The following is a 22,747-nucleotide window of genomic DNA, read 5'->3' on the forward strand; positions in this document are numbered from 1 at the left end:
GCCCGCACCGGCGCCGGCATCGGCCGGGCGCCCCGGACGAAGGAAGCGTCGATGGCCTACGAGCTGCATTACTGGCCGCTGATCCAGGGCCGGGGCGAGTTCGTCCGCCTCGCCCTGGAGGAGACCGGCGCCGAGTACGTCGACGTCGCCCGCGAGGACGGCATCGACGGCATGATCGCGGGCCTCGACGCCCCGCCCCGCCCGCCCTTCGCGCCGCCCTACCTGCGCGACGGCGACCTGGTGATCGGCCAGACCGCCGCGATCCTGCTCCATCTCGGGCCGCGCCTCGGCCTCGTCGGCGACAGCGAGGCCGACCGGATCTGGACCCACCAGATCCAGCTCACCATCGCCGACGCGGTGGCCGAGGCCCATGACAGCCACCACCCGATCGCCGCCGCCCTGTACTACGAGCAGCAGCGGAAAGAGGCCGCCCGCCGGGCCGAGGATTTTCGCGAGAACCGGATCCCGAAATTCCTCGACTGGCTCGAGCGGGTGCTCGCCACCAACCCCGCCGGCCCGCGCCACGTCGTCGGCGACCGCCTGAGCTACGCCGACCTGTCGCTGTTCCAGCTCGTCGAGGGCCTCGCCTACGCCTTTCCGCGCGCGACCGAGCGGGCCCTTGCCGCCACGCCGAAGGTCGTCGCCCTGCACCGGCTCGTGGCTGCCCGGCCGCGCATCGCCGCCTACCTGGCGAGCGACCGGCGCGTCCCCTTCAACCAGGAGGGGATTTTCCGGCGCTACCCGGAGCTCGACGGCTGAGAGCGGCCGTAAAGGCGTCGCGACTTCCCCCAACGACACCCGGTGCTGTCGCCCGGACGCCACAGGCCGGCGGCGCAGCATGGATTTTCCTAAACCCCTGTATTTGCTCGATTTCAGGAATGGTGCGTTGCCGCGCTGCCACAGGGTGTGGCCGCGATCGAACGGTCGATACCAGTACTTAACGGAAAATTAACCATTTCGGGACGAAACTCCCCTTAACAAATCGTTCACCAAATCGCGCCTCGGCGCTCAAGTCTGACAGCATCGCGCGTCCACCGCGAAGGTCGGGCATGATTTCGAAAATACAAGAACAAGCAAACCCGCCGCCGATCACGGCGCCGGGACGAGAACACTCGTCAAAAAATCTCGAATAAATCTTGGGGGCTGGCGTGTACATCGTGGTCGACGAGCGGGAAAGCGTTGCCGCGCAGGTTGTCGCGGGCTTCAGCGTGGAGGGTGTGGCGGCTCGGGGCCTGGACGTGCGGGACGTCCGAACCTGGATCGACGCCACGTCGCCCGGGGACCTCGCCCAGGACCTCGCCGGGGTGGAAGGCTTCGTCATCGGCGACTGCGCCGACCGCACCGCCTTCACCGCCGTCCTGCGCAGCCTGTCCGGCGCGCCGATCATCGCCCTCAACGAGACCCGCTCCCTCGAGCAGACCCTGGCGCTGTTCACCGCCGGCATCGACGACGTGGTGCGCAAGCCGGTCCACGTGCGCGAGATCATCGCCCGGGCCGGCGCCATCCGCCGCCGGACCAACCGCAGCGAGGTCAAGCCCGCGAGCACGCCGGACAAGAGCGGTCGCCTGACGGTGCATACCGACGGGCGCGATCCCGAGATCGACGGCCAGAGCCTGCTGCTGCCGCGGCGCGAGCGCGACATCCTGGACTACCTCGCCCGCAACCGCGGCCGGCCGGTGACCAAGGGCCAGATCTTCAAGGCGGTCTACGGCGACCTCGACGCGGCGGTCGACGAGAGCGTGGTCGAGGGCCATATCAGCAAGCTGCGCAAGAAGCTGCGGATGCGGCTGGGCTACGACCCGATCGAGGCCAAGCGCCTGGCCGGCTACACCTTCGTCGGCTGATCCCCCTCCCCTGTATCACGCGAAAGCCCCGGGCGGCCGACCGCCCGGGGCTTCGTCGTCTGGGAGACCGCCGCCGGTTAAGGCGGCGGCCGGTCGTCTTAGCGGAAGAGCGAGAGGACGTTCTGGCTCGCCGAGTTGGCGATCGAGAGCGCCTGCACCGCCAGCTGCTGCTGCGTCTGCAGCGCCTTCAGCTTCGTCGACTCCTCCTCCACGTCCGCGTCCACCAGGATGCCGATCGTCCGGTCGTTCGCCTTCATCAGCGTGTCGACGAACGTCTTCTGACCGTCGATCTGCGTCTTGTTGGCGCCCAGCTTCGTGCCCGCATCCGTCACCTTGGCAATCGCCTTGTCGACCGCCGTGATGACGTCCTGAAGGTCCAGGTCGCCGTTGCTGCCTACCAGCGACGAGATGTTGATGGTGGAGATGGAGTAGGCGGCGTTGCCCGAGCGGGTGTAGGTGTTGTTCTGCGTGTCGAGGATGCCCTTCACGTTCGAGGTCCCTCCCGCGCTGCCGTTGCCGCTGGCGGCGGGACCCGCCGTCGTGCCGAAGCCGGCATTCACCAGGGTGTTGGTGCCTGAAGCCGCCACGTTGGTCAGCGACAGCGTCGTGCTCGAACCCGTGCCAATCGTCTGGAACGTGAGGCGGCCGGCGCTGTCGAGCCCGGCCGTCACCCGGTTGGCACCGATGGACGCCGTGATCTGGTTGTTGATCGCGGCGAGGAACTCGTCGGTCGTGACGTTGGCCAGGTCCTTGGCCGCCGAGGTCATGGTGCTCTTGTTGATCAGGATCGAGGCGCTCGAAGAGGTGCCATCGTTCACCGCGAGGGTGAAAGAGACCTCGTTGCCGGGGGCGCCGCTGAAGTCGGCGGTACCGGCATTCGCCGTGCCACCACGGAACGCCGACGTGCCGGTCAGCGCGGTCGAGCCGGTGAACTGGGCGCCGGTCGCGGCGCTGGTGGTGGGAGTGGCGTTGCTGTCGTAGAGCTTGATGCTGCCCACGGCCACCTGGATCATCGAGAACGAGATCGTGCCGTTCGCCGCACGGGAGAAGCCGCCGACGACGTTCTGGTTGGCCTGATAGGCTTTGTTGGAGGTCGCCGAGTTGACGGAGAGCCAGTTCTGGCCACTGGAGTTCGAGGAGTCGGCGGTGGCCTGCATCTTCGACTGGATCGCGGCGATCTCGACCTGCACCTTGGCGCGGTCGACGCCCGGTGTCAGCGCGGTCTGCAGCTTGGCGCGCATGTTCTGCAGGTCGGACAGGATCGAGTTCAGGCCGTTATAGGCGGTGTCGACCGACGAGGCGCCGAGGCCGAGGGAGTCCTTGACGGCGCCGAGCGAGGCGTTGTCGGTGCGGACCGTGGTGGCGATCGACCAGTAGGCGGCGTTGTCGGAGGCGGCCGAGACGCGCTGGCCGGTCGAGACGCGGTTGCTGGTCGTGTCGAGGTTCTGGTTGATGTTCTTGAGGGTGGTCAGCGCCGTCATCGCGGCGTTGTTGGTCAGCAGGCTGGTCACGGCTGTCGTCCTGATCTACACGTTACTGGCTAGGGCGATCGTGATCCGGGCTCGCACCGGTACAGCTGAACGGCCTCATGCCGTCGGGGCGACCGAGCGGAGGCGCGCTGGATATCCCAGCCCGCGGCCGATCCGGTCGGTCTGTCGTGATCGCTCCCGGTCCGGCGGATCGCCGTCCAGGCTCGCTCAAGCCCGACTCGCTGCGCGTTAGACATCCGGACTCTCACCGGGGTCAGCGGTTCGACATCATGTCTCTGGGCCGGTCGGAGCCCATCCGCTGCACCTGCTTCGACCTGACAGCGGTGTCGCCGCCCCCGTCGATGGAGGCAATCTGCACCCAGAAGGTTATTCGACGATTAAGCTTAAGAGCGCACCCCGAAAAACCTCGGCCTTGACCGGATCCCGCGGCAGCCGAGCGTCAGGATTTCGTTAACCATCAATTTTCATTAACCATGACGCAACGAAAGACCAAAGAAAAAGGCCACGTCCCCGGGGACGTGGCCTTGTCTCGTCGCGCCGGTCGGCGGACCGCTCGGCGGTCCGCCACCCTCCCCGCCTAGCGGAAGAGCGAGAGGACGTTCTGGCTTGCCGAGTTGGCGATCGAGAGCGCCTGCACCGCCAGCTGCTGCTGCGTCTGCAGCGCCTTCAGCTTCGTCGACTCCTCCTCCACGTCCGCGTCCACCAGGATGCCGATCGTCCGGTCGTTCGCCTTCATCAGCGTGTCGACGAACGTCTTCTGACCGTCGATCTGCGTCTTGTTGGCGCCCAGCTTCGTGCCCGCATCCGTCACCTTGCCGATCGCCTTGTCGACCGCCGTGATGACGTCCTGAAGGTCCAGGTCGCCGTTGCTGCCTACCAGCGACGAGATGTTGATGGTGGAGATGGAGTAGGCGGCGTTGCCCGAGCGGGTGTAGGTGTTGTTCTGCGTGTCGAGGATGCCCTTCACGTTCGAGGTCCCCCCCGCCGTCCCGTTGCCGCTGGCGGCGGGACCCGCCGTCGTGCCGAAGCCGGCATTCACCAGGGTGTTGGTGCCTGAAGCCGCCACGTTGGTCAGCGACAGCGTCGTGCTCGAACCCGTGCCAATCGTCTGGAACGTGAGGCGGCCGGCGCTGTCGAGCCCGGCCGTCACCCGGTTGGCGCCGATGGACGACGCCGTGATCTGGTTGTTGATCGCGGCGAGGAACTCGTCGGTCGTGACGTTGGCCAGGTCCTTGGCCGCCGAGGTCATGGTGCTCTTGTTGATCAGGATCGAGGCGCTCGAGGACGTGCCATCGTTCACCGCGAGGGTGAAAGAGACCTCGTTGCCGGGGGCGCCGCTGAAGTCGGCGGTACCGGCATTCGCCGTGCCACCACGGAACGCCGCCGTGCCGGTCAGCGCGGTCGAAGCCGTGAACTGGGCGCCGGTCGCGGCGCTGGTGGTAGGAGTGGCGTTGCTGTCGTAGAGCTTGATGCTGCCCACGGCCACCTGGATCATCGAGAACGAGATCGTGCCGTTCGCCGCACGGGAGAAGCCGCCGACGACGTTCTGGTTGGCCTGATAGGCTTTGTTGGAGGTCGCCGAGTTGACGGAGAGCCAGTTCTGGCCACTGGAGTTCGAGGAGTCGGCGGTGGCCTGCATCTTCGACTGGATCGCGGCGATCTCGACCTGCACCTTGGCGCGGTCGACGCCCGGTGTCAGCGCGGTCTGCAGCTTGGCGCGCATGTTCTGCAGGTCGGACAGGATCGAGTTCAGGCCGTTGTAGGCGGTGTCGACCGACGAGGAGCCGAGGCCGAGGGAGTCCTTGACGGCGCCGAGGGAGGCGTTGTCGGTGCGGACCGTGGTGGCGATCGACCAGTAGGCGGCGTTGTCGGAGGCGGCCGAGACGCGCTGGCCGGTCGAGACGCGGTTGCTGGTCGTGTCGAGGTTCTGGTTGATGCTCTTGAGGGTGGTCAGCGCCGTCATCGCGGCGTTGTTGGTCAGCAGGCTGGTCACGGCGAGTGCTTCCGGTTTTTAGCGCGTGGCAGGAATGTGCAAGGTTCCGGGCTCACACCGGTGCAGCGGGACGGCTTCATGCCCTCGGACGCCAGGTCCGACCGACTGCGCTTCAACACATCCGGATTCTCACCGGGGGCTGCGGCTCGACATCATGTCTCTGAGCCCGTGCAGAGCTCATCCGCGGCGCCTGCCGGGCAGCCCTGCTGGGGGCGCCGGCGACAGATGCACTATCGGGGGGCGCCCCTTATCAAGCGATTAAGCTCTCGGTAATACCCGCTATCCACACCCCGCCGCTCGGCAAGAACGACCCAGGCGAGTAGGCAGGAACGTCCATCCGGACAGGCCCGGGCAAGGCTGCGCGGCTATCCCAGGGACATGAGCGAACATTCCGAGCCCACCACGCGCGGCGGCTCAGCCGAGACGGCGCCGACGCGCATCGTCCTCAAGAGAGGCGGTACGTTCTTCCTCAACGGCGCCCTGATCCGCGCGCTCGACGCCTTCGGCGCCGAGATCCACCTCGCGGATTCGCTGCTGCTGCCGAGCCAGATCCTGTCGGCCGAGACGGCGCGCACGCCGTTGCAGCGGCTCTATTACTGCGTGCAGCAGGCCCTGATCGAACCGGCGGCGGCGCAGTCCTGGCGGGCGGCTTTCTCGGCGGGGCTGGCGCCCCTGCTCGAGGCGCATTCCGCCCTGGGGCCGGTGCAGCGCGACAGCCTGGAGCGGGTCGCGGCCCTCGTCGAGGCCGGGCGCCTGATCGAGGCGCTGGCGGCCCTGCGCCGGATGATCAAGGCCGGGCCGACGACCTGAAACCGGGCAGCGGGGGCGAAAAAGCCCCGCGCAAGCCACCGGCCTTAGAGCCTTGAAGCATCAAGACGGAGCGTTGCGGGACATGGGAATCCTCGTCGGCCTGGTCATCGCCATCGGCTGCATGCTCGGCGGCTTCGTGGCCATGGGCGGCCACCTCATCGTGATCTGGCAGCCTTGGGAGTTCGTCATCATCGGCGGCATGGCGGCCGGCACCTTCGTGATCGCCAACCCGATGAAGACGGTGGTCGATTCCGGCAAGGCGACCATGGAGGCGTTCACCGGCAAGGGCCCGAAGCGCAAGGACTTCCTGTCGCTGCTCGGCCTGATCCACGCCCTCCTGCGCGAGATCAAGACCAAGCCGCGCAACGAGGTCGAGACCCACTTCGACGATCCCGCGAATTCCGAGATCTTCAAGAACTATCCCGACGTGACCAAGGACCAGGGCCTGGTCCTGTTCATCTGCGACTATTGCCGGCTGATCCTGATCGGCGGCGCCCGCTCGCACGAGATCGAGGCGCTGATGGAGGAGGAGATCGGCACGCACAAGAAGTACGCGCTGAAGCCCTACGGGGCGATCAACACGGTGGCCGAGGCGCTGCCGGCGCTCGGGATCGTCGCGGCGGTGCTCGGCATCGTCAAGGCGATGGGCGCGCTCGACCAGTCGCCGCAGATCCTCGGCGGCCTGATCGGCGCGGCGCTCGTCGGCACTTTCTTCGGGGTGTTCGCCTCCTACGGCGTGCTGGCGCCGCTGGCGCTCAAGGTGAAGGGCGTGCGCGAGAAGCAGTGCTCGGTCTACACCATCGTGAAGCAGAGCCTGATCGCCTACATGAATGGCGCCCTGCCGCAGGTGGCGATCGAGCACGGCCGCAAGGGCATCGCCGCCGCCGACCGCCCGACCATCGACGAGGTCGAGGCCGCCACCGTGCCGGGCGCGCAAGCCAGCGCCGCGGCCTGACGAGAGCCGGGACACCCGACCGATGACCGAACCCGCGACCGGTTCCACGCCCGGTCCCTCCGACCCGGCGATCCTCCGGAGCCCCGCCGACATCCGCGCCCGCATCCAGGAGGCCGCCGGCCTCTCGCTGGACCGGCTGCCGATGCTCCAGCTCATCTTCGACCGCCTGGCCACCGCCTGCGGCGACAGCCTCAAGCACCTCGCCGCCTCGTCGGTCCTGTACTCGCTGCACGGCGTCGAGAGCGGGCGGTTCGGCGGGTTCCTCGACGTCTACGACGCCAAGGCGGTGGTGGGCATCTTCAGCGCCCCGGCCTGGGACGGCCACATCCTGGTCGGCCTCGACCGCGACTTCGTGTTCACCATGGTCGAGGTGCTGTTCGGCGCCGACGGCACCGAGCAGCCGGTCGACGACGAGCGCCCCTTCTCGGCGATCGAATTGCGCATCGCCCACATGATCCTGGAGCAGGTCGGCCGGGCGCTCGAATCCTCGTTCGGCCTCGTCTCGAAGACGGCGTTCCACCTGGAGCGCACCGAGACCCGGATGGAGTTCGCGGTGATCGGCCGGCGCAGCAACAAGGCGATCCAGGCCAAGTTCCTGATCCAGGCGCTCAGCCGCGGCGGCGAGATGTTCATCATCATCCCGCAATCGGTGCTCAACCCGCTGCGGCCGAGCCTGTCCAAGGTGCTGACCGGCGAGACCAGCGCCCGCCGCGACCCGCGCTGGGCGACCCAGATCGCCGCCGAGGTGCAGAAGACCACGGTGCACCTGCGCGCCGTGCTGGAGGAGCGCCACCTGACCCTCGGCGAGATCGCCGGGCTGAAGGTCGGCCAGGTGATCGCCCTCGACGCCACCCCGGCGACGCGGATCAAGCTCGAGGGCAACGACAAGCCGCTGTTCTGGTGCCAGGCCGGACAGTCTCAAGGGGCCTACGTCCTGCGGATCGACGAGGCCATCAACCAGGACAAGGAGGGGGCGGAGCATGGTGTCGCTGGTTGACGGAGTGCTGCTCGCCGCCCTCGTCGGCACCAATGCCTGCGTGCTGCCGCTCTACCTGAAGCTCAAGCGCCTCGACCGCGCCCAGGCCGAGTACGGCCGCGCCGTCGCGGCCTCCGGCCACGCGCTGGCGAGCGCCGGCGAGGCGGTGCGCAGCTTCACCGGCGAGGGCCGGGCGGTGCTGGAAGCCCTGAGCGCCAAGATCGACGAGGCGCGGGCGACCCTCGACGCCCTCGAGGCCGGCCGGCGCGAGGCCGGACTGGCCGAGGGGCGGCGCTAGGACCTTCTCCGGTCGTCGGCGCAAGGTCTCCCCCTCTCCCCGCGGGCGGGGAGAGGGCTGCGTCCCCGTTCAGGGGACGCAGCGAGGCGCGGCCGAGGGTCGAGGGGGTCTCGACGCATGAGCCTCCTCCGGAAACACCCCCTCGCCCTCGCGGCGAACCTGCGGTTCGCCGCTCGCCGCGTCGCCTGGACGGCGACACGGCCCTCTCCCCGCCCGCGGGGAGAGGAGAACCTTACGCCACCTCCTGTCTCGGACAGTCCTGGCGGCGTCGGGACGAGGCTTACAAACGATGGCGGGCCTCAGCGTCGACCTGTCCGCCTCTCTTGCACGATCCGGTATCGCCACTGCGGAACGCTGCACCCCACGGCCAGGGCTCCGGCCCCGGTGCGTGGAGACGGCACGACGGATCAAGCCACGCCCTCCCGGCCGCAAGCCGGCGCCGCAAGCCTCGGATCAGCTTGAGCGCCTAGACCTGTCGGGGACACGAGACTTCCACGCGAGCCCGCGATGAGCACGAGCCCCTTCCCCGATGCCGGCGCCAGCGCCGCCTTCCCGAACCAAGGCTCGCCAGGAGCCGAGGACGGGCGCAACCTCGATTCGATCCTGCGCATCCCGGTCCTGGTGCAGGTGGTGCTCGGCTCGGCCACCATGCCGGTCGCCAACCTGATGAAGCTCGGCCGCGGCGCCGTCGTGCCCCTCGATCACCGGGTCGGCGAGCCGGTTGACGTGATGGTCAACGGCCGGGTGATCGCCCGCGGCGAGATCGTCATCGTCGAGGAGGACAATTCCCGCTTCGGCGTCTCGCTGACCGAGGTGGTCGGCCCGGCCGACGCCGCGCAGAACGGCTGATCCCGCGTGAACGTCTCGGTGTCCCCTCCGGCCCTGCGCAGCGCCTCCCGGCAGCTCGCACCCGTCGACCAGGTCGCGACCCTGCTCCTGGCCATGGGCAAGCCCGCGGCGGGGCGCCTGCTGAAGTACTTCGAGCCGGACGAGATCAAGCGGATCACCCACTCGGCCTCGCGGCTCGGCGCGGTGAGCCCCGACCAGGTCGACACCGTGGTCGAGACCTTCGCCGAGGAGTTCGCCGGCGGCGCGAGCCTCGTCGGCACGGTGCAGGAGGTCGAGAAGCTCCTCACCGGCCTGCTCCCGGCCGACCAGGTCGCCGACATCCTGGCCGAGGTGCGCGGCAACGCCAACCGCTCGGTCTGGGAGCGCATGGCGACGGTGTCGGAGAGCATGCTGGCGAGCTACCTCGTCAAGGAGCACCCCCAGACCGCCGCGCTCATCCTGTCGAAGGTCAAGCCCGCCATCGCCGCCAAGGTGATGGGCCACCTGCCGCTGCCGGTGCGCAACACCGTGATGCGGCGGATGCTGAGCTTCAAGCCGGTGACCGACGACGTGATGCAGGCGGTCGAGCGCGCCCTGCACGAGGACTTCCTCATCAACGGCTCGCGCAATTCCGGCGCCGACACCCACGCCAAGATGGCCGACATCATCAACAAGATGGACCGCCAGCAGATGGACGAGGCGCTCCACAGCCTGGCCGATTCGCGGCCGAAATCGGTCGAGATCCTCAAGGGCCTGCTCTTCACCTTCGACGACATCGTCAAGCTGGCGCCACGCGCGCGCACCACGCTGTTCGACGCGGTGCCCAACGACCGGCTGGTGCTGGCGCTCAAGGGCACCGAGGCGGAGTTCCGCACGGTGGTGCTGAGCGCGCTCTCGGCCCGGGTGCGCCGCATGGTCGAGCACGAGCTCAACGGCGGCGAGCCGGCCGCCCAGCGCGACGTGATGGAGGCGCGCCGCAGCATCACCGACCTCGCCATGGACATGGCGGGCCGCGGCGAGATCGAGATCAACCCGGGAGGCGAGGATGAGGCCCTCATCCGCTGAGCGGCGTAGGGTGACCCGGACGGCGAGGCTCGCGCTGCGCGGTCCGACGCATGTCTGAGGAGACCGACCACGAGAGCAAGACCGAGGCCGCCACCGAGCGGAAGGTGCGCGACGCGATCGAGAAGGGCGACGTGCCGTTCTCCCGCGAGGCGCCGGTCTTCGCCTCGATCCTCGGGCTGCTGGTGTCCCTGAGCCTGGTGGTGCGGGACCGGGCGGCGGCGCTCGCCCGCGACCTGTCGTCGTTCCTCGACCATCCGGGCGGGTTCGCCCTCGGCAGCGCCGAGGACGCCCTGACCCTGATGCACGCCACCGGCGGCGCGCTCGCCCGCTTCCTGACCCCGATCCTGCTGGTGCTGATCGCGTTCGGGCTCGTCGCGTCCCTCGCCCAGAACGTCCCGAGCCTCGTCTCCGACCGGATCGCCCCGAAATGGAACCGCATCTCCCCGGCCTCGGGCTGGAGCCGGATCTTCGGCCGCTCCGGCCAGGTCGAGTTCCTGAAAGCCGTCCTTAAAGTCTCATCGGTCAGTCTCGTCGTCCTCCTGCTCCTGCGCTCGGAACAGGGCAAAGCCGTGAGTGCCATGTTCGTCGACCCGAGCCAGCTGCCCGAGCTGATCCTGACGACCGCGATCCGCCTGGTCTCGGCCGTCAGCATCGCCACCATCGTGATCGTGGCGGGCGACCTCGTCTGGGCGCGCCTGCGCTGGCAGCGCTCGCTCAAGATGTCGCGCCAGGAGATCAAGGACGAGCACAAGCAGATCGAGGGCGATCCGACCGTCAAGGCGCGCCTGCGCTCGCTGGCGCAGGACCGCGTCCGCAAGCGCATGCTCGGCCAGGTCGACCGCGCCACCGTGGTCATCGCCAACCCGACCCACTTCGCGATCGCGCTCCGCTACGAGCCCTCCGAGGGGCCGGCGCCGATCGTGCTCGCCAAGGGCCAGGACCTCATCGCCCTGCGCATCCGCGAGATCGCCGAGCAGAAGGGCATCCCGGTGATCGAGGACAAGCCTCTCGCAAGGTCGCTGTACGATGCTGTCCAAGTCGACCAGATGATCCCCGCGGAGTTCTACCGCGCGGTCGCGCAGATCCTGTTCTTCCTGTTCGCGAGACAACGATGATCCCTCACGACCACGATCTCGCGCAGGCCCGGATCCCCTCCCGGGACGTGATCGCGGCGGCCGAGGAGGTCTTCGCGACGGCGATCCGCGACTTCATCACCGAGTTCTGCCTGCTCGACGGCAGCGTGCTGGTCGGCTGGGTGCGGGGCGAGCGCCACGGCAACATCGCCGACCTCGTCGCCTCCTCCGCCGAGCCGTTCTTCAAGAACGCGACGCTGACCTACGCCGACGCCGCCGACGTCTGCCTCGACTGGGGCCGCTCGATGCAGGTGGTGCTCGACATGGAGTTCGCAGCAAAGCCCGTCACGGTGTTCTTCAAGCTCGTCCTCGACGGCTGCTTCGTCGGGGTGGCGATCCAGCGCATCCTGGCCGAGGACGGCCCCCCCTTGCGCCTCGACGCCTTCGCCCGCGCCCTGTCGGAGGCCCGGCTCTCCTGAGAGCCGGCGCGGGCCCGGCGACGGCGGCCGGGGGGCCTTGCGAGGGGCCTGCGCGAGGCCCGGCCAAGCCAGTTAACCTCGCTTAACGCGGTTTCGCGCACACACCCGCGATCGATCCTCAAAAAAGCCCTGCGAAGCGGGCTTGCTGCGGCGCAGCAGTCATTGACCGGCGGCGACGGCCCGGACATGACTTCATTCGGCGCAAATCGGACACCGAAAGCTATCGAACGGCGCGCGCCTCCCGCGCGCCCGACGGCCGAAGGTTCCGTGCCGGGGGCGCAAGACGGAGCAGAGGTGGGGGCGCCGCAACACGGCGCTATCCGGCCCTGCTCGATGAGGGTGCAAGCAATGTATTTCTTGGTTGATGCCAGGAAATCGGTGAATGCGGGCTTCAAGGCCGGGTTCGATCGGGAAGGAATTTCTTCCTTCTCGCTCTCGCCGGAAGAATTCACGAGCTGGATCGAATCCGCGTCCCGCAGCGACCTCGATGCGGTGCAGGGCTTCCTCCTGGGCGATTTCGACGAGCGCGCCCGCTGCGCGAGCGCGATCCGCCGGCAATCCCGCGCGCCGATCATCGCGCTGGCCGATTCGCGCTCGCTGGAGCAGACCCTGGTGCTGTTCGACGCCGGCATCGACGACGTGCTGCCCAAGCCCGTCCACGTCCGCGAGATCCTGGCCCGGGCCGAGGCGATCTGGCGCCGGGTCAACGGCGAGCAGGCGCAGGCGCCCGACGCCGCCTCACCCTGCGACGGGCAAATCCCGGCCCGGGGGCCCGAGCGGCTGCGGGTGTTCTTCGACGGGCGCGACCCCGAGATCGACGGCGTGCCCGTGTCGCTGCCCCGGCGCGAGCGCCACATCCTGGAATTCCTGGTGCGCAACCGCGGCCGGCGGGTGACCAAGACCCAGCTCTTCAACGGCGTCTACGGCGTCTACAGCGACGGCGTCGAGGAGAGCGTGGTCGAGGGCCATGTCAGCAAGCTGCGCAAGAAGCTGGCGCAGGTCCTCGGCCACGACCCGATCGAGGCCAAGCGCTACATCGGCTATACTTACGTTGGGTAAGAGGCCGGCAGGAGACTGGAGCACTTCACGATCGCGCTGCGATCGCGAAGCTCTCCAGATCATTGATTTTGCCGCATTTTCTGCGGCGAACCGGTATCCACTTCGTCGGAAAACGCTTTAGGGCTCCTGCCGGCGCGACGACGTGCGAATGCCCTACTGGCAGAACGTCTTGGCCCCCGGCGTCCACTGGCCGAAGCCGGAGGCCACCATGTTGGCGATCACCCGGCAGACATACTGCTTCTGGGCCGGGTTGTTGTTCGGGCCGGCGTGGTAGCGCGCCACCGCCAGGGTCCAGCTGCCCTCCCGCGCCTTGAGCTCCTTGAGGAAGACCGTCGCGTACTCGACGTTCTGGCGCGGGTCGATCATCGCCTCGAGCGAGGAGAACTTCGCCCGGTGGTAATGGTGGTTGATCTGCATGCAGCCGAGATCGACCAGGCGCACGCCGCTGGCCTGCGCCTCCCCGAGGCGCCGGATCACGTCGGCGGCGTTCGACCCGAAATAGGCCTTGCCGCCGATATTCATGGCGTAGGGCTGGAGCGAGCCGCGGTTGCCGCTCTCGGTCAGCCCGACGGCGTAGAGCATGCCGAGCGGCACGCCGTGGCGGGCGGCGGCCTGCGCCATCTGCTGCTCGCAGACGTTGCCGGTCGGCGGCAGCGGCGCCCGGGCGGAGCCGGAGACCGTGGCGGCGGCCTGCGCCCCCGCGACGGCGCTAAAGGTAAAGGCCGCCGCGGTCGCGATCGCCCGAATGCACGTCATCTCTCTGCTCCATGCTCCGGCGCCCGCCTTCCTCGGGCGCGTCGGGGGTGCGGCGGGCCGGCTGGTCCGGGCTCGCGCCGCCATGCTGCGGCTGCCCGCCGGCGAAGGACGGGAGGGACTGGCCGCCTTGCGGCGCGGCGTCGGGCTGGCCCGGGAGGCGGCCGGACTGCACCGTGACGACGTCCGGCTGGTAGCCGGCCTCGCGCACCAGGGCGGTGAGGAGCCCGCCGTCGCGCCGCAGCAGTTCCGCGGTCTCCTCGCGCTCGGCGCGCAGGCTCATCTCGAGTCGCCCGTCCTGGAGCCGCATCCGGACCTGGACCTGGCCGAGCTCGGCCGGGCGCAGCTGCAGCGTCAGGAGCCGCAGCGGCCCCTCCGTCTGGGCGGCGGCGCTCCAGGCCGCCGCGACCGCACCGGCCCGGACCGAGGCGGGGTCGGGCAGGGAGGCGGCCCCGGTCGCGACCGCGTCGGCGATCTGGCGCAGGGTGGCGGCGGGAAGCGCCGCCGGGATCGGCGCCGGCTCGGGGGTGACGACCGGGGCGGTCAGGCCTGCCGCCGTCTCTCCGGCCCGGCGCTCCGCGGGCGTGGCCGGGGCGACGGACGCGGAATCCTGCGACGCTCTGGCCTCGGGCAGGAGCCTGGCCTCGGAGACGGGTTTGGCGTCGCGCGAGGGACCGGCCTCATGGGACGATCCGGCCTCTCGCGGAGGCTTGCCGTCCGGAAGGGATTTGCCGTCCGGAAGGGATTTGCCGTCCTGGAGCGATGCGGTCTCGGGAGAAGGCCCGGTTCCGGTCGCGGGATTCGTCCCGGTCGAAGACCTGCTGGCGGTCGACGGTGCGGCCTCGCCCCGAGGCTCGGCGGAGGCCTGGCTCGCCTGCGCCGGGGAGCCGGCCGCCGGTGCAGGCGCGCGCGGGGCCTCGGCCGGACCTGCCGGAGGGGCATCGCCGGTTCGCGGCTGGGATCCGGGGCGATCCGGGATCCCGTTGGTCGCGGCCCCCGCCGCAGCGGAGATCGAGGCGGCGCGGTCGGCTTCCGACGCGCCTGTCCCCGACTGGGGAGTGGTCACCGGCGTAGTCGTCACCGGCTGGGGGGCAGCCGGTGACGGCATGGCAGGCCGGTCCGGGCCGGCCGGGGATACCTGCGGCGCCGGAGCCGGGAGGGTCTCAGTCCGGTTCGAATCACCGCTCAATGGGGCAGCCGGTGCCGGCATGGCGGTCCGGGCCGGGCCGGCGGAGGATGCCTGCGGCGCCGGAGCCGGGAGGGTCTCAGTCCGGTCCGAATCACCGCGCGATGCGGTGGGCGTCGCGGATTCGCGTGGCGGCACGGGTATGCCGCCGGCCGTCCCGGCGGGAGGCCGCGCGGTCGGCGCCACGTCCGGCGCGGCGGCGGCTGTGCGGTCCGCGGCACCGGGCACCGGCGCGGATTGCGGCGACGTCGTCATGGCCGCCGGAGGGACGGGCGGAGCGGACGGTTGCGCCCCGGCCAGGGCCGCCCCCGGATCGGCCGCGGCGCGTTGCGCCGCGAATCCATCCGCCGGTGCCGCAACCATCGCCGGCGCGGCGGCGGAAGGCACCGCGCCGGACGGCGCCGGACGGGCCGCAACCGGGGCGAAATGGGTCTCCTGCGCGATCACGACCACGGCGGGCCTCGGCAAAGCGGCGGGCGCCGGCCCGGTCGCCGGATCGGCCGCGGGCCCGGAGCTCTGCGGCGGCGCGGCGGTCATCGGGCCGAGAGCTGGCGACATAGGCGGAAGCGGGAGCGCCGGATCGGCGCGCATGGGCAACGGCGCGGCCGCGATCGAGGCAGTGTCGGCAGGCGCGGGCGCCGGCTCGGGCGGGGCCTCGGACGTCTCGTCCTCCCCGTCGGGCGCGGTGGGCGACACGGCGGCGCCCGAGGCCGGAGCCGGCGCGGCGGGGATCGCGCGCGGCCGCGCCGGGTGATGCGGCACCGCGCCTCGCTGCGGCGCGGCCGGCGGCGTCTCCCCCGGTGCGGGGCCGGCAGGCTGCGGGACGGCGGACGTTGTCGGGGCGACCTTGGTCGCGGACGCCTCGTCCACGGCGGCCTGGACCACCGGGATCTCGCTCGCAGCGGCGAGGGGAAGCGCGGACGCGGTCGGCGCTCCGGTGGTCGAAGCCGCGGCCGGGCGAGCGGGCGCGGCGGCGCTCCCGGGTCCCGGCGGGGTGCCGGGCGATCCGGCGGCGGCCTGCTGTCCCGGGAGGGTGCCCGATCCCGGAGCGCCCGCGGCCGGCATCGTCCCGGCGGGGCCCGGTGCGGGCGCCCGGCCCGCGGCGCGCTCCATCAGGGCGGCGAGGTCCGCGTCGCCCGGGCGGGCGGCGCCGCGCGGGAGCGCACCGGCGAGGAGCGTGCCCAGGGTCCCGGCGCCAAAGCTTGCGTTGCCAAGGGTCGCGGCACCAAGGGTCGCGGCGCGCATTGGCACCTCGCGCGGGGCCGTGCCGGTCTCCGGCTCCGCTTCGGTGTCGGGCGGGGTCGCGGGCTCGGGGCGCTCGCGGCTCTCGAACTGGCCGAGCACGGCGTCAAAGCCGGATCCGGGATCGGGGCGGGCCTGGTCGCCGGGGTTGCGGGCGCCGTCGAGGCGCGGGCGCGGGCCCGCCGGCATCGCGTCGAGGGGGGTCACGGGTCGGTCCTGTCGATCATCCGGTCGACCTGCGCGAGCGCTTCGCGCGCCCGGGCGATCGACGCGGCCTCGGGAATCTGGTGACGGCCGGCCGGCGCGGCCGCCTCGGCGGTCGCCGGCGCGGGGGGAGCGGCGGGCGCCGGCGGCGCGCCGCCGCGGATCTGGCCGGCGGTGGAGAGCGCGGCGTCGAGGAGGCCGCGGTCGCCCGCGTCGAGCCCGGCCCGGTCGACGGCGCGCAGGGACTCGAGCCCCTCCTCGTAGCGCCCGTCCACCACGATCAGGGCGGCGGCGCGGTAGAGCCGGGCCCGCGCGGCGGCCTCGCTGTCGGGGCCGGCGAGGCTCAAGGCGCGCTCGGCCGCGAAGGTCGCGGTCTCGCGCCGGCCCTGCTCCAGCCCGGCCCGGGCGACCAGCAGGTAGAGGTCGCGCCGCTCGCCCGGCTCGATCTCGTCGAGCATCCGCTCGAGGCGGGCGACGCGGGTGCGGTCGCTGTCGAAGTCGAGCCGGGTCAGCGCCGTGGCGAAGCGCTGGCGGAAGTTGCCGGCATAGACCGAGCGCCGGAAGCGCCGCAGGTACTGGATCGACAGCGCCTCGAAGCGCGTCGCGTCGCCGCCCTGGGCGTGGATGAAGATCTCGCGGCGGAGCGCCCCTTCCTCCACCAGGGTGCCGGGGGCGAGAAGCCGCGCGAGGTCGAGGAGCTCGATCGCCCGCCGCGGTGCCTCGCGCACGGTGACCGCGGCCTGCGTCAGGGCGAGCTGCCCGGCAAGGCCGGGGGGTTGCGTGCGGGGATCGTAGCGGCCGAGCAGGGTCCGGGCCTCGCGCTCGCGCCCCTCCAGGTAGGCGAACGCGCCCTGGACCAGGCCGGTCAGGTCCTCCGGGACCTTGGCGCTCTCGCGCATCCGCCGCAGCACCCCGGGACCGCCGCCGGCCAGCGCGAAGGCCACCGCCGCCCGCACGTTCTCCGGCGCCGTCCAGGCCTCGGGATCGAGGCCGACGAGGCGCTGCTCGATGTGGCCGAGGAGCTGGCGCTGGGCGAGGTGAGCCTGGGTCGAGCCGCGAGCGATCCGGTCCTGGAGCAGCTGGAGCGTGCGCACGAGCTCGACCGGCAGGCCGCGGGGCGCCACCGGCAGCGGCTCGATCGGCTTTGGCGGCTCGCCGTGCCCGCCATGGCCGTCCCCTCCCCCGCCATGGCCCCCGCCATGGGAATCGGCTGCCGGCGCGGCGTGACCGTCCCCGCCGGCGCGAACCGGCAGCGGGAGGAGCCCGGCCGCGAGGAGGAGACCGGCGAGCACGAGGCGGGTGGCGCGGCGGCTCATTCGGGCAGCCCCCGCAGCAGGATCTCGATGCGCCGGTTCTCCGCGGCCTTCGGGTCGGCGGGGTTGCGCGGCTGGCGGTCGGCGTAGCCCTCGATGCGCTCGATCCGGGCGTCGTCGACGCCGCCGCGCACCAGCATGTAGGAGGCCATCTGCGCCCGGGCGGTCGAGAGGCGCCAGTTGTCGTAGGACTCGGAGCGGAACGGCCGCCCGTCGGTGTGGCCGCGGACCACGATCCGGCCGGGGCGGGAGTTGATCACCTTGGCGATCCTCTCGATCGCCCGCACCACCTTCGGGGTCGGCTCGGCCGAGCCGATGCCGAACATGCTGAAGTCGATCTCGTCGGTGATGCTGATGAGGATGCCTTCGCCGGAGCGGCGCACCGTGACCTTCGGCATCGGCGCGCCGGTGGAGAGCGGCGCCACCGCCTTGGCGATCTCGGCCTTCATGGCGGCGACCGCCGCGGTCTCGGCGGCCTTGTCCTTGGCCGGATCCTTGGCCGAGTCCCTGGCTTGCTCCTTCGCGGCGTCCTTCGGCGCCGGCTCCTTGAGGGCGGCCGACTTCACGGCCTCCTTGGACGCGGCGTCCTTCGGCGCAGGATCCTTGGCCGGGTCCCGCGGCGTGAGCGGCAGCCCGTCCTCGGCCGAGGCGACGCGGACGGGGGCGTCCTTCGAGTCGCGGGGCCTGCCCGCGGAGGCGACCTGACCCGCAGAGGCGACTTGGCCGGCGGCGTCGAGGCGGTTCTCGGACGGCGCGGTCACGGCCGTCCCGACCTTGCCCGGCCGCTCGGTGCGCTGGCGCGGCAGCGGCTCGACCTGCCAGTAGAGCGGGTCGAAGGGATCGCGCGCCGCGTCGCCGCCGCTGATCCCGGGCTGGCCGGATTCGACCGCGGCCGCGTCGGCGCTCGCCGTGTCGGCGCGCTCGGACTCGGCGGCGAGCCGCGCCAGCACCGCGTAGGGGTCCTGGAACAGGGCCGATTCCCGCGCCCGGCTGCCCGGGGCGGCCTCGCTGCCGGCCTTGCCGTCGCCCTTCCCCTCGCCCTTCCCCTCGCCGCCCTTGCCCTCGGCCTTGCCGCCCTCGGCGCCGGGCTCGGAGGGGGTGTCGTGGGGATCGCGCAGGCCCTTCTTGTCGTGGGTGACCTCGGCGAGCTTCACCGGGTTGAAGTACTCGGCGATGGTCTGCTTCTGCTCCTTGCTGGTGGAGTTGATCAGCCACATCACGAGGAACAGCGCCATCATGGCGGTCATGAAGTCGGCGAGCGCGATCTTCCAGGCGCCGCCGTGGTGACCGTCCTCGTGGTCGCCGTGGCGCTTGATGATGATGATTTCCTGATGGCCCTCGGACATCTCAGGTCTCCGCCACCGCTGCCGCGATGAGGCGCGTCCAGGCGCCGAGCTGGGTATCGATCACGGTCTGGTCGGCGCTCACCTGCACCTCCGGCGTCTCGGACGCCGTGAAGGACACGGAGGCCGCGAGCGGCCCGAGGCGGCCGGCGAGCGCGGCCAGAAGATCCTCCGGGCCGCTCACCCGCACGTTCGCGGCCTGCGGCTCGGCGAGCAGCCGCGCCAGGGCGCCGCTCAGCTCGGCCACCGCCTGGCGGCGCAGGGCGTCGGTCAGCACCGGCACCAGCAGGCGGGCGATGCGGTCGGAGAGAGCTGCATCGAGGGCGCGAAGCGAGGCCGCGAAGCCGTCGGCCAGGGCCTCGGCCTCGGCCTCGTTCCAGTGCCGGCGCGCCTCGGCGAGGCGGGCCTCCGCGGCCTCGGCCGCGTGGTGGCGGGCGATCGCCGCCTCCTCCCGCGCCTCGGCCAGGCCCTGCTGCCGGCCGCGCTCCTCGGCGGCGGCGAGCAAAGCGGCGCGCTCCTCCGGCGTCTCGCGCTTCACGGCGGCGGGCTTCACCAGGGGCGAGGCGGCCGCCTCGGCGACGGGCGGCGCGGGCACCGGCGGGGTCGCGGCCCGCGGCAGCAGCCCTTCGAGCCACTCCGCGCGCGCGGCGTCGGGCGCGCCGCCCGGCGGGATTTCGGCCCGGGCGGGCTCGACCCGGATCGCGTCCGGCGTCTCGGGGAGCGGCAGCGGCGCGCGCGGGGCGCGGGCGAGGCCGGCCCAAGGATTATCAAACGACCGATTGTCGAACGACCGATTGTCGGGGGCAGCAGGGGCCTGGGAGGGCACGGGGCCGGAGGCGATTTCCGGCAGGTAGCGGGCAATCACCGCATCCATCACGCCGGCTCCTCACGCAGCAGCCAGCGCTTGAGGATGGCGGCGACCTGCTCCTCGTCGACGTCGATCATCTGCTCCAGGCGCTTCTGCGGCGAGTGCTTCGCCTTCTCGGCCATGTCCTCGATGAGGCTCGCCATGGCGGGCATCCCCTCGGGGCCGGCGAGCGCCGGCTGGCCCGGCATCGTCTGGCCCGGTGCCGGCAGGGCGCCGCCCTCGGCCATCGCCGCGCCCGGCAGGGCACCGGCCGCCCCCGCGGCCTCCAGCGCCGCGACCTCGGTCTGGGCCGCCTCCGGCACCGCCAGGATGGCGCGCAGCGCCGGGCGCAGGCCGAACCAGATCAGCAGGCCGGCCACCACCAGGATGGTCGCCGCGTTGATGAGGGTCGCGGACTGGCGCACCATCACGTCGGCGATGCTGAGCGGCGGCACCGGCTCGAGGGCCTGGCCGTCGTTGATGAAGCTCACCGCCGCGACCTTGACCGTGTCGCCGCGCTCCTTGCTGGTGCCGGCCGCCGAGGCGACGATCTGCTCGATCTCGGCGATCTGCTTCTCGATGTTGGCCGCGCTGGCGGCATTGCCCTCCTGACCCTGCTGCCCGGCCGTGAGCCGCGAGCGGTTGACCAGCACCGCCACCGAGAGCTGCTTCATCGCGTAGCCGTCGCTCACCGTCTGGATCACCTTCTGGGAGATCTCGTAGTTGGTGAGGTCCTCCTTCTTGGAGGTCTCGTTGCTGGCGGTGTCGTTGCCGTCCGAGCGGGTGCGCTGGTCGGGCAGGTTCTGCTGCGCGCTGGTCGGGCGCTGGGCGCTGCGGTTCTGGCTGTTCTCGTTCTCGCGCACCGAGCGGACCGAGCGGGCGACCTGCTGGTCGGGGTTGTAGATCGTCTCGTTGGTCGAGGTCTTGTCGGTGTTGAGCTGGGCCGCGACGCTGACCTCGAAGTTGCCGAGCCCGAGATACGGGGTGAGCGCCCGGCGGATCCGGTCCTGGACCTCGCGGCCGACATCCTTCTCCAGGCTCGCCATCCGGCCGGTCGGCGCCTGGCCGGCATCGTCGCCCGACAGGAGGAGCGTGCCGTCGGCGCCGATCACCGTGACCCGGTCGGGCTTCATGCCGGGGATCGCCGAGGCGACGAGCTGGCGGATCGCCTGGGCGCCGCTGCGGTCGTCGGCGGGCTCGGTGCGCACCACGACGGACGCGGAGGGCGGCTGCTGGTCGCGCCGGAACGAGCCGCGCTCCGGCAGCACGATGTGGACGCGAGCGGCGCGCACGCCTTTCATGCCCTGGATCGTGCGGGCGATCTCGCCCTCGAGCGCCCGAACCCGGGTCACCTCCTGCATGAACGAGGTCATGCCGAGCGAGCCGAGGTCGTTGAACAGCTCGTAGCCCGACTTCGAGCTCTGCGGCAGGCCCTTCTCGGCCAGCAGCATCCGGGCCTGGGCGGTATTGCCGTAGGGCACCAGCACCGCGGCGCCGTCGGCGCTGACGTCGAAGCGGATGCCCGCATCCTTCAGCACGCCGCCGATGCGCGCGACGTCCTCGCGCGACAGGCCGGTATAGAGCGTCTCCTGCGCCGGGCGGCTCAGGTAGTAGGCGCCGAGGCCCACTGCCAGGAACACCACGAGGCCGATCAGCCCGAGGGCGGCGAGGCGCCGGGGCCCGAGCTCGACGATGTTGCTCCACAGCCTCTCGGCTTGCTCGCGACCGGACATCTCTCTCGCCAATCCCGTCCCAGCCCAGGCGACACTGCCTCATGGCTCTCTTGACGCCCCAGCCTTGTGCGGAGGTTGCGGGCCCGGGTGCGCCGGCGCACCCGGCGGCCGACGGGCCGGTTGACGCTTTTGCTGATAGCCATCATCAATACAGACATGACGGCGATCATGAAAACGCCGCCGATCCGGAGCGTCCCCATGAGCACCCAGACAAGCGACCAGTTCCCCGCCGCCCTCGTCACCGGCGCCTCGTCGGGCATCGGCGCGACTTATGCCGACCGCCTCGCCCGGCGCGGCCATCCCCTGGTACTGGTGGCCCGCGACGCCGCCCGCCTCGACACGCTGGCAGCGCGCCTGCGCCGGGAGACCGGCGTCGCCGTCGACGTGCTGGCGGCCGACCTCACCGATCCGGCCGGGCTCGCGGCGGTCGAGGCGCGGCTGCGCGAGGACGCCCGCATCGGCCTCCTGGTGAACAATGCGGGTGCCGCGGCCCCGGCGGGCTTCACCGCCGACGACCTCGCGCCGCAATACCGCCTCGTCGACCTCAACGTGGTGGCGCTCACCCGGCTCGCCGGCGCCGCCGTGCAGGGGTTCCTGGCTCGCGGCGGCGGCGCCATCGTCAACATCGGCTCTGTGGTGGCGCTCGCGCCCGAGTGGCTGCCCGGCGTCTACGGGGCGACCAAGGCCTACGTGCTGACCCTCTCGCAGGCGCTCCAGGCCGAGGTCGGGCCGCGCGGGATCTACGTGCAGGCGGTGCTGCCGGCCGCGACCCGCACCGAGATCTGGGCGCGCTCGGGACGCGCGGTGGAGAGCATGCAGGGCGTGATGGAGGTCGGCGAGATGGTCGACGCCGCCCTGACGGGGTTCGACCGGCGCGAGGCGGTGACGATCCCCTCCCTGCCGGACGAAGGCCAGTGGCAGGCGTTCGAGGCGGCGCGGCAGGCGATGATGCCGAACTTTCCCCAGGAGCACGCGGCCGCGCGCTATCGCGGTTGATACGCTCCTGGGCTCTCTCCGTCCGGTCGGGGGGAGACCGGACGCGGATTGTTCGATCGGTGTCCGATCGCAGCGCCACGGTCCACGCCGGCGACGCAAAGCCTCGCCGTGATGGACTCTCCCACCCACCTCCTCATCCTGAGAGCCTGTTTGAGGCCCTCTGCCGTCCGTCCCCATCTGTCTTGCTGAGAACAACCTGGGCTCCGCCTGGCCGGGCGGAGGCAAGAGCAGATGTGGACGGACCGACATCGGACGCGTCA

Annotated in this window: 21 protein-coding genes; 13 read left to right on the plus strand and 8 right to left on the minus strand. The window is 71.4% G+C overall.

Features of this window, described 5'->3' with window-relative positions; all coding sequences use genetic code 11:
* Nucleotides 1-51: 51 nt before the first annotated feature.
* Together ACS5PV_RS28760 and ACS5PV_RS28765 are read left to right on the plus strand one after the other, a co-directional pair.
* Nucleotides 52-759 (plus strand): glutathione S-transferase, encoded by a 708-nt coding sequence (locus ACS5PV_RS28760; RefSeq protein ID WP_455398753.1) that lies wholly within the window; start codon nucleotides 52-54, stop codon nucleotides 757-759.
* A gap of 389 nt (nucleotides 760-1,148) precedes the next feature.
* Nucleotides 1,149-1,844, plus strand: a complete 696-nt coding sequence (locus tag ACS5PV_RS28765; RefSeq protein ID WP_455398774.1) for a response regulator transcription factor — start codon at nucleotides 1,149-1,151, stop codon at nucleotides 1,842-1,844.
* A 98-nt stretch (nucleotides 1,845-1,942) separates the two neighbouring features.
* On the opposite strand, the gene ACS5PV_RS28770 is transcribed toward ACS5PV_RS28765, so the two are convergent.
* Together ACS5PV_RS28770 and ACS5PV_RS28775 are read right to left on the minus strand one after the other, a co-directional pair.
* Nucleotides 1,943-3,355, minus strand: a complete 1,413-nt coding sequence (locus ACS5PV_RS28770) for a flagellin N-terminal helical domain-containing protein (protein ID WP_455398754.1) — start codon at nucleotides 3,353-3,355, stop codon at nucleotides 1,943-1,945.
* A gap of 556 nt (nucleotides 3,356-3,911) precedes the next feature.
* Nucleotides 3,912-5,327, minus strand: a complete 1,416-nt coding sequence (locus tag ACS5PV_RS28775; RefSeq protein ID WP_455398755.1) for a flagellin N-terminal helical domain-containing protein — start codon at nucleotides 5,325-5,327, stop codon at nucleotides 3,912-3,914.
* 378 nt (nucleotides 5,328-5,705) lie between these two features.
* On the opposite strand from ACS5PV_RS28775, the gene ACS5PV_RS28780 reads away from it, so the two are divergent.
* From ACS5PV_RS28780 to ACS5PV_RS28820, 9 genes are all read left to right on the plus strand, one after another.
* A complete protein-coding gene (locus ACS5PV_RS28780) occupies nucleotides 5,706-6,137 on the plus strand; it encodes a flagellar biosynthesis repressor FlbT (protein WP_455398756.1) in 432 nt (143 codons plus the stop codon).
* 82 nt (nucleotides 6,138-6,219) lie between these two features.
* Entirely contained in the window at nucleotides 6,220-7,092 is an 873-nt protein-coding gene (gene motA, locus ACS5PV_RS28785) for a flagellar motor stator protein MotA (RefSeq protein WP_455398757.1), read from the plus strand.
* 22 nt (nucleotides 7,093-7,114) lie between these two features.
* Complete coding sequence (locus ACS5PV_RS28790) at nucleotides 7,115-8,089, plus strand: flagellar motor switch protein FliM (protein WP_455398758.1); 975 nt, start codon at nucleotides 7,115-7,117, stop codon at nucleotides 8,087-8,089.
* Nucleotides 8,073-8,366: a hypothetical protein gene (locus tag ACS5PV_RS28795; RefSeq protein WP_455398759.1), complete on the plus strand. Its 294-nt coding sequence runs from the start codon at nucleotides 8,073-8,075 to the stop codon at nucleotides 8,364-8,366. The genes ACS5PV_RS28790 and ACS5PV_RS28795 overlap by 17 nt, the downstream gene beginning before the upstream one ends.
* Nucleotides 8,367-8,873: 507 nt before the next feature.
* Entirely contained in the window at nucleotides 8,874-9,215 is a 342-nt protein-coding gene (gene fliN / locus ACS5PV_RS28800) for a flagellar motor switch protein FliN (protein WP_455398760.1), read from the plus strand.
* 6 nt (nucleotides 9,216-9,221) lie between these two features.
* Complete coding sequence (locus ACS5PV_RS28805) at nucleotides 9,222-10,259, plus strand: flagellar motor switch protein FliG (protein ID WP_455398761.1); 1,038 nt, start codon at nucleotides 9,222-9,224, stop codon at nucleotides 10,257-10,259.
* A gap of 50 nt (nucleotides 10,260-10,309) precedes the next feature.
* Nucleotides 10,310-11,374 carry a flagellar biosynthesis protein FlhB gene (gene flhB / locus ACS5PV_RS28810; protein WP_455398762.1) on the plus strand — a complete coding sequence of 355 codons (1,065 nt, stop codon included), beginning with the start codon at nucleotides 10,310-10,312 and terminating at the stop codon, nucleotides 11,372-11,374.
* Nucleotides 11,371-11,811, plus strand: coding sequence for a hypothetical protein (locus ACS5PV_RS28815; protein ID WP_455398763.1), 441 nt, complete (start codon nucleotides 11,371-11,373; stop codon nucleotides 11,809-11,811). The genes flhB and ACS5PV_RS28815 overlap by 4 nt, the downstream gene beginning before the upstream one ends.
* A gap of 348 nt (nucleotides 11,812-12,159) precedes the next feature.
* Nucleotides 12,160-12,870, plus strand: coding sequence for a response regulator transcription factor (locus ACS5PV_RS28820; protein WP_455398764.1), 711 nt, complete (start codon nucleotides 12,160-12,162; stop codon nucleotides 12,868-12,870).
* A 153-nt stretch (nucleotides 12,871-13,023) separates the two neighbouring features.
* Here the strand turns inward: ACS5PV_RS28820 and ACS5PV_RS28825 are convergent, their stop codons facing one another.
* Both ACS5PV_RS28825 and fliK read right to left on the minus strand, forming a co-directional pair.
* Nucleotides 13,024-13,626, minus strand: coding sequence for a transglycosylase SLT domain-containing protein (locus ACS5PV_RS28825; RefSeq protein WP_455398765.1), 603 nt, complete (start codon nucleotides 13,624-13,626; stop codon nucleotides 13,024-13,026).
* Nucleotides 13,580-14,689 (minus strand): flagellar hook-length control protein FliK, encoded by a 1,110-nt coding sequence (fliK, locus tag ACS5PV_RS28830; protein ID WP_455398766.1) that lies wholly within the window; start codon nucleotides 14,687-14,689, stop codon nucleotides 13,580-13,582. The genes ACS5PV_RS28825 and fliK overlap by 47 nt, the downstream gene beginning before the upstream one ends.
* 262 nt (nucleotides 14,690-14,951) lie before the next feature.
* On the opposite strand from fliK, the gene ACS5PV_RS28835 reads away from it, so the two are divergent.
* The gene (locus ACS5PV_RS28835) at nucleotides 14,952-15,563 is read left to right on the plus strand and encodes a hypothetical protein (protein ID WP_455398767.1); all 612 of its coding nucleotides are present in this window, start codon (nucleotides 14,952-14,954) and stop codon (nucleotides 15,561-15,563) included.
* 691 nt (nucleotides 15,564-16,254) lie between these two features.
* Here the strand turns inward: ACS5PV_RS28835 and ACS5PV_RS28840 are convergent.
* From ACS5PV_RS28840 to fliF, 4 genes are read right to left on the minus strand one after another with little or no spacing between them, the layout of a single operon-like run.
* Nucleotides 16,255-17,571 (minus strand): chemotaxis protein MotC, encoded by a 1,317-nt coding sequence (locus tag ACS5PV_RS28840; protein ID WP_455398768.1) that lies wholly within the window; start codon nucleotides 17,569-17,571, stop codon nucleotides 16,255-16,257.
* On the minus strand, nucleotides 17,568-18,914 hold the full coding sequence (locus ACS5PV_RS28845) for a MotB family protein (RefSeq protein ID WP_455398769.1): 1,347 nt from the start codon (nucleotides 18,912-18,914) through the stop codon (nucleotides 17,568-17,570). The genes ACS5PV_RS28840 and ACS5PV_RS28845 overlap by 4 nt, the downstream gene beginning before the upstream one ends.
* 1 nt (nucleotide 18,915) lies before the next feature.
* Nucleotides 18,916-19,785, minus strand: a complete 870-nt coding sequence (locus ACS5PV_RS28850; RefSeq protein WP_455398770.1) for a hypothetical protein — start codon at nucleotides 19,783-19,785, stop codon at nucleotides 18,916-18,918.
* Nucleotides 19,785-21,491 (minus strand): flagellar basal-body MS-ring/collar protein FliF, encoded by a 1,707-nt coding sequence (gene fliF, locus ACS5PV_RS28855; RefSeq protein WP_455398771.1) that lies wholly within the window; start codon nucleotides 21,489-21,491, stop codon nucleotides 19,785-19,787. The genes ACS5PV_RS28850 and fliF overlap by 1 nt, the downstream gene beginning before the upstream one ends.
* A 198-nt stretch (nucleotides 21,492-21,689) precedes the next feature.
* Between fliF and ACS5PV_RS28860 the strand changes: the two genes are divergently transcribed.
* Nucleotides 21,690-22,487, plus strand: coding sequence for an SDR family NAD(P)-dependent oxidoreductase (locus ACS5PV_RS28860; protein ID WP_455398772.1), 798 nt, complete (start codon nucleotides 21,690-21,692; stop codon nucleotides 22,485-22,487).
* Nucleotides 22,488-22,747: the final 260 nt, after the last annotated feature.

Source organism: Methylobacterium sp. Gmos1 (assembly GCF_053764715.1).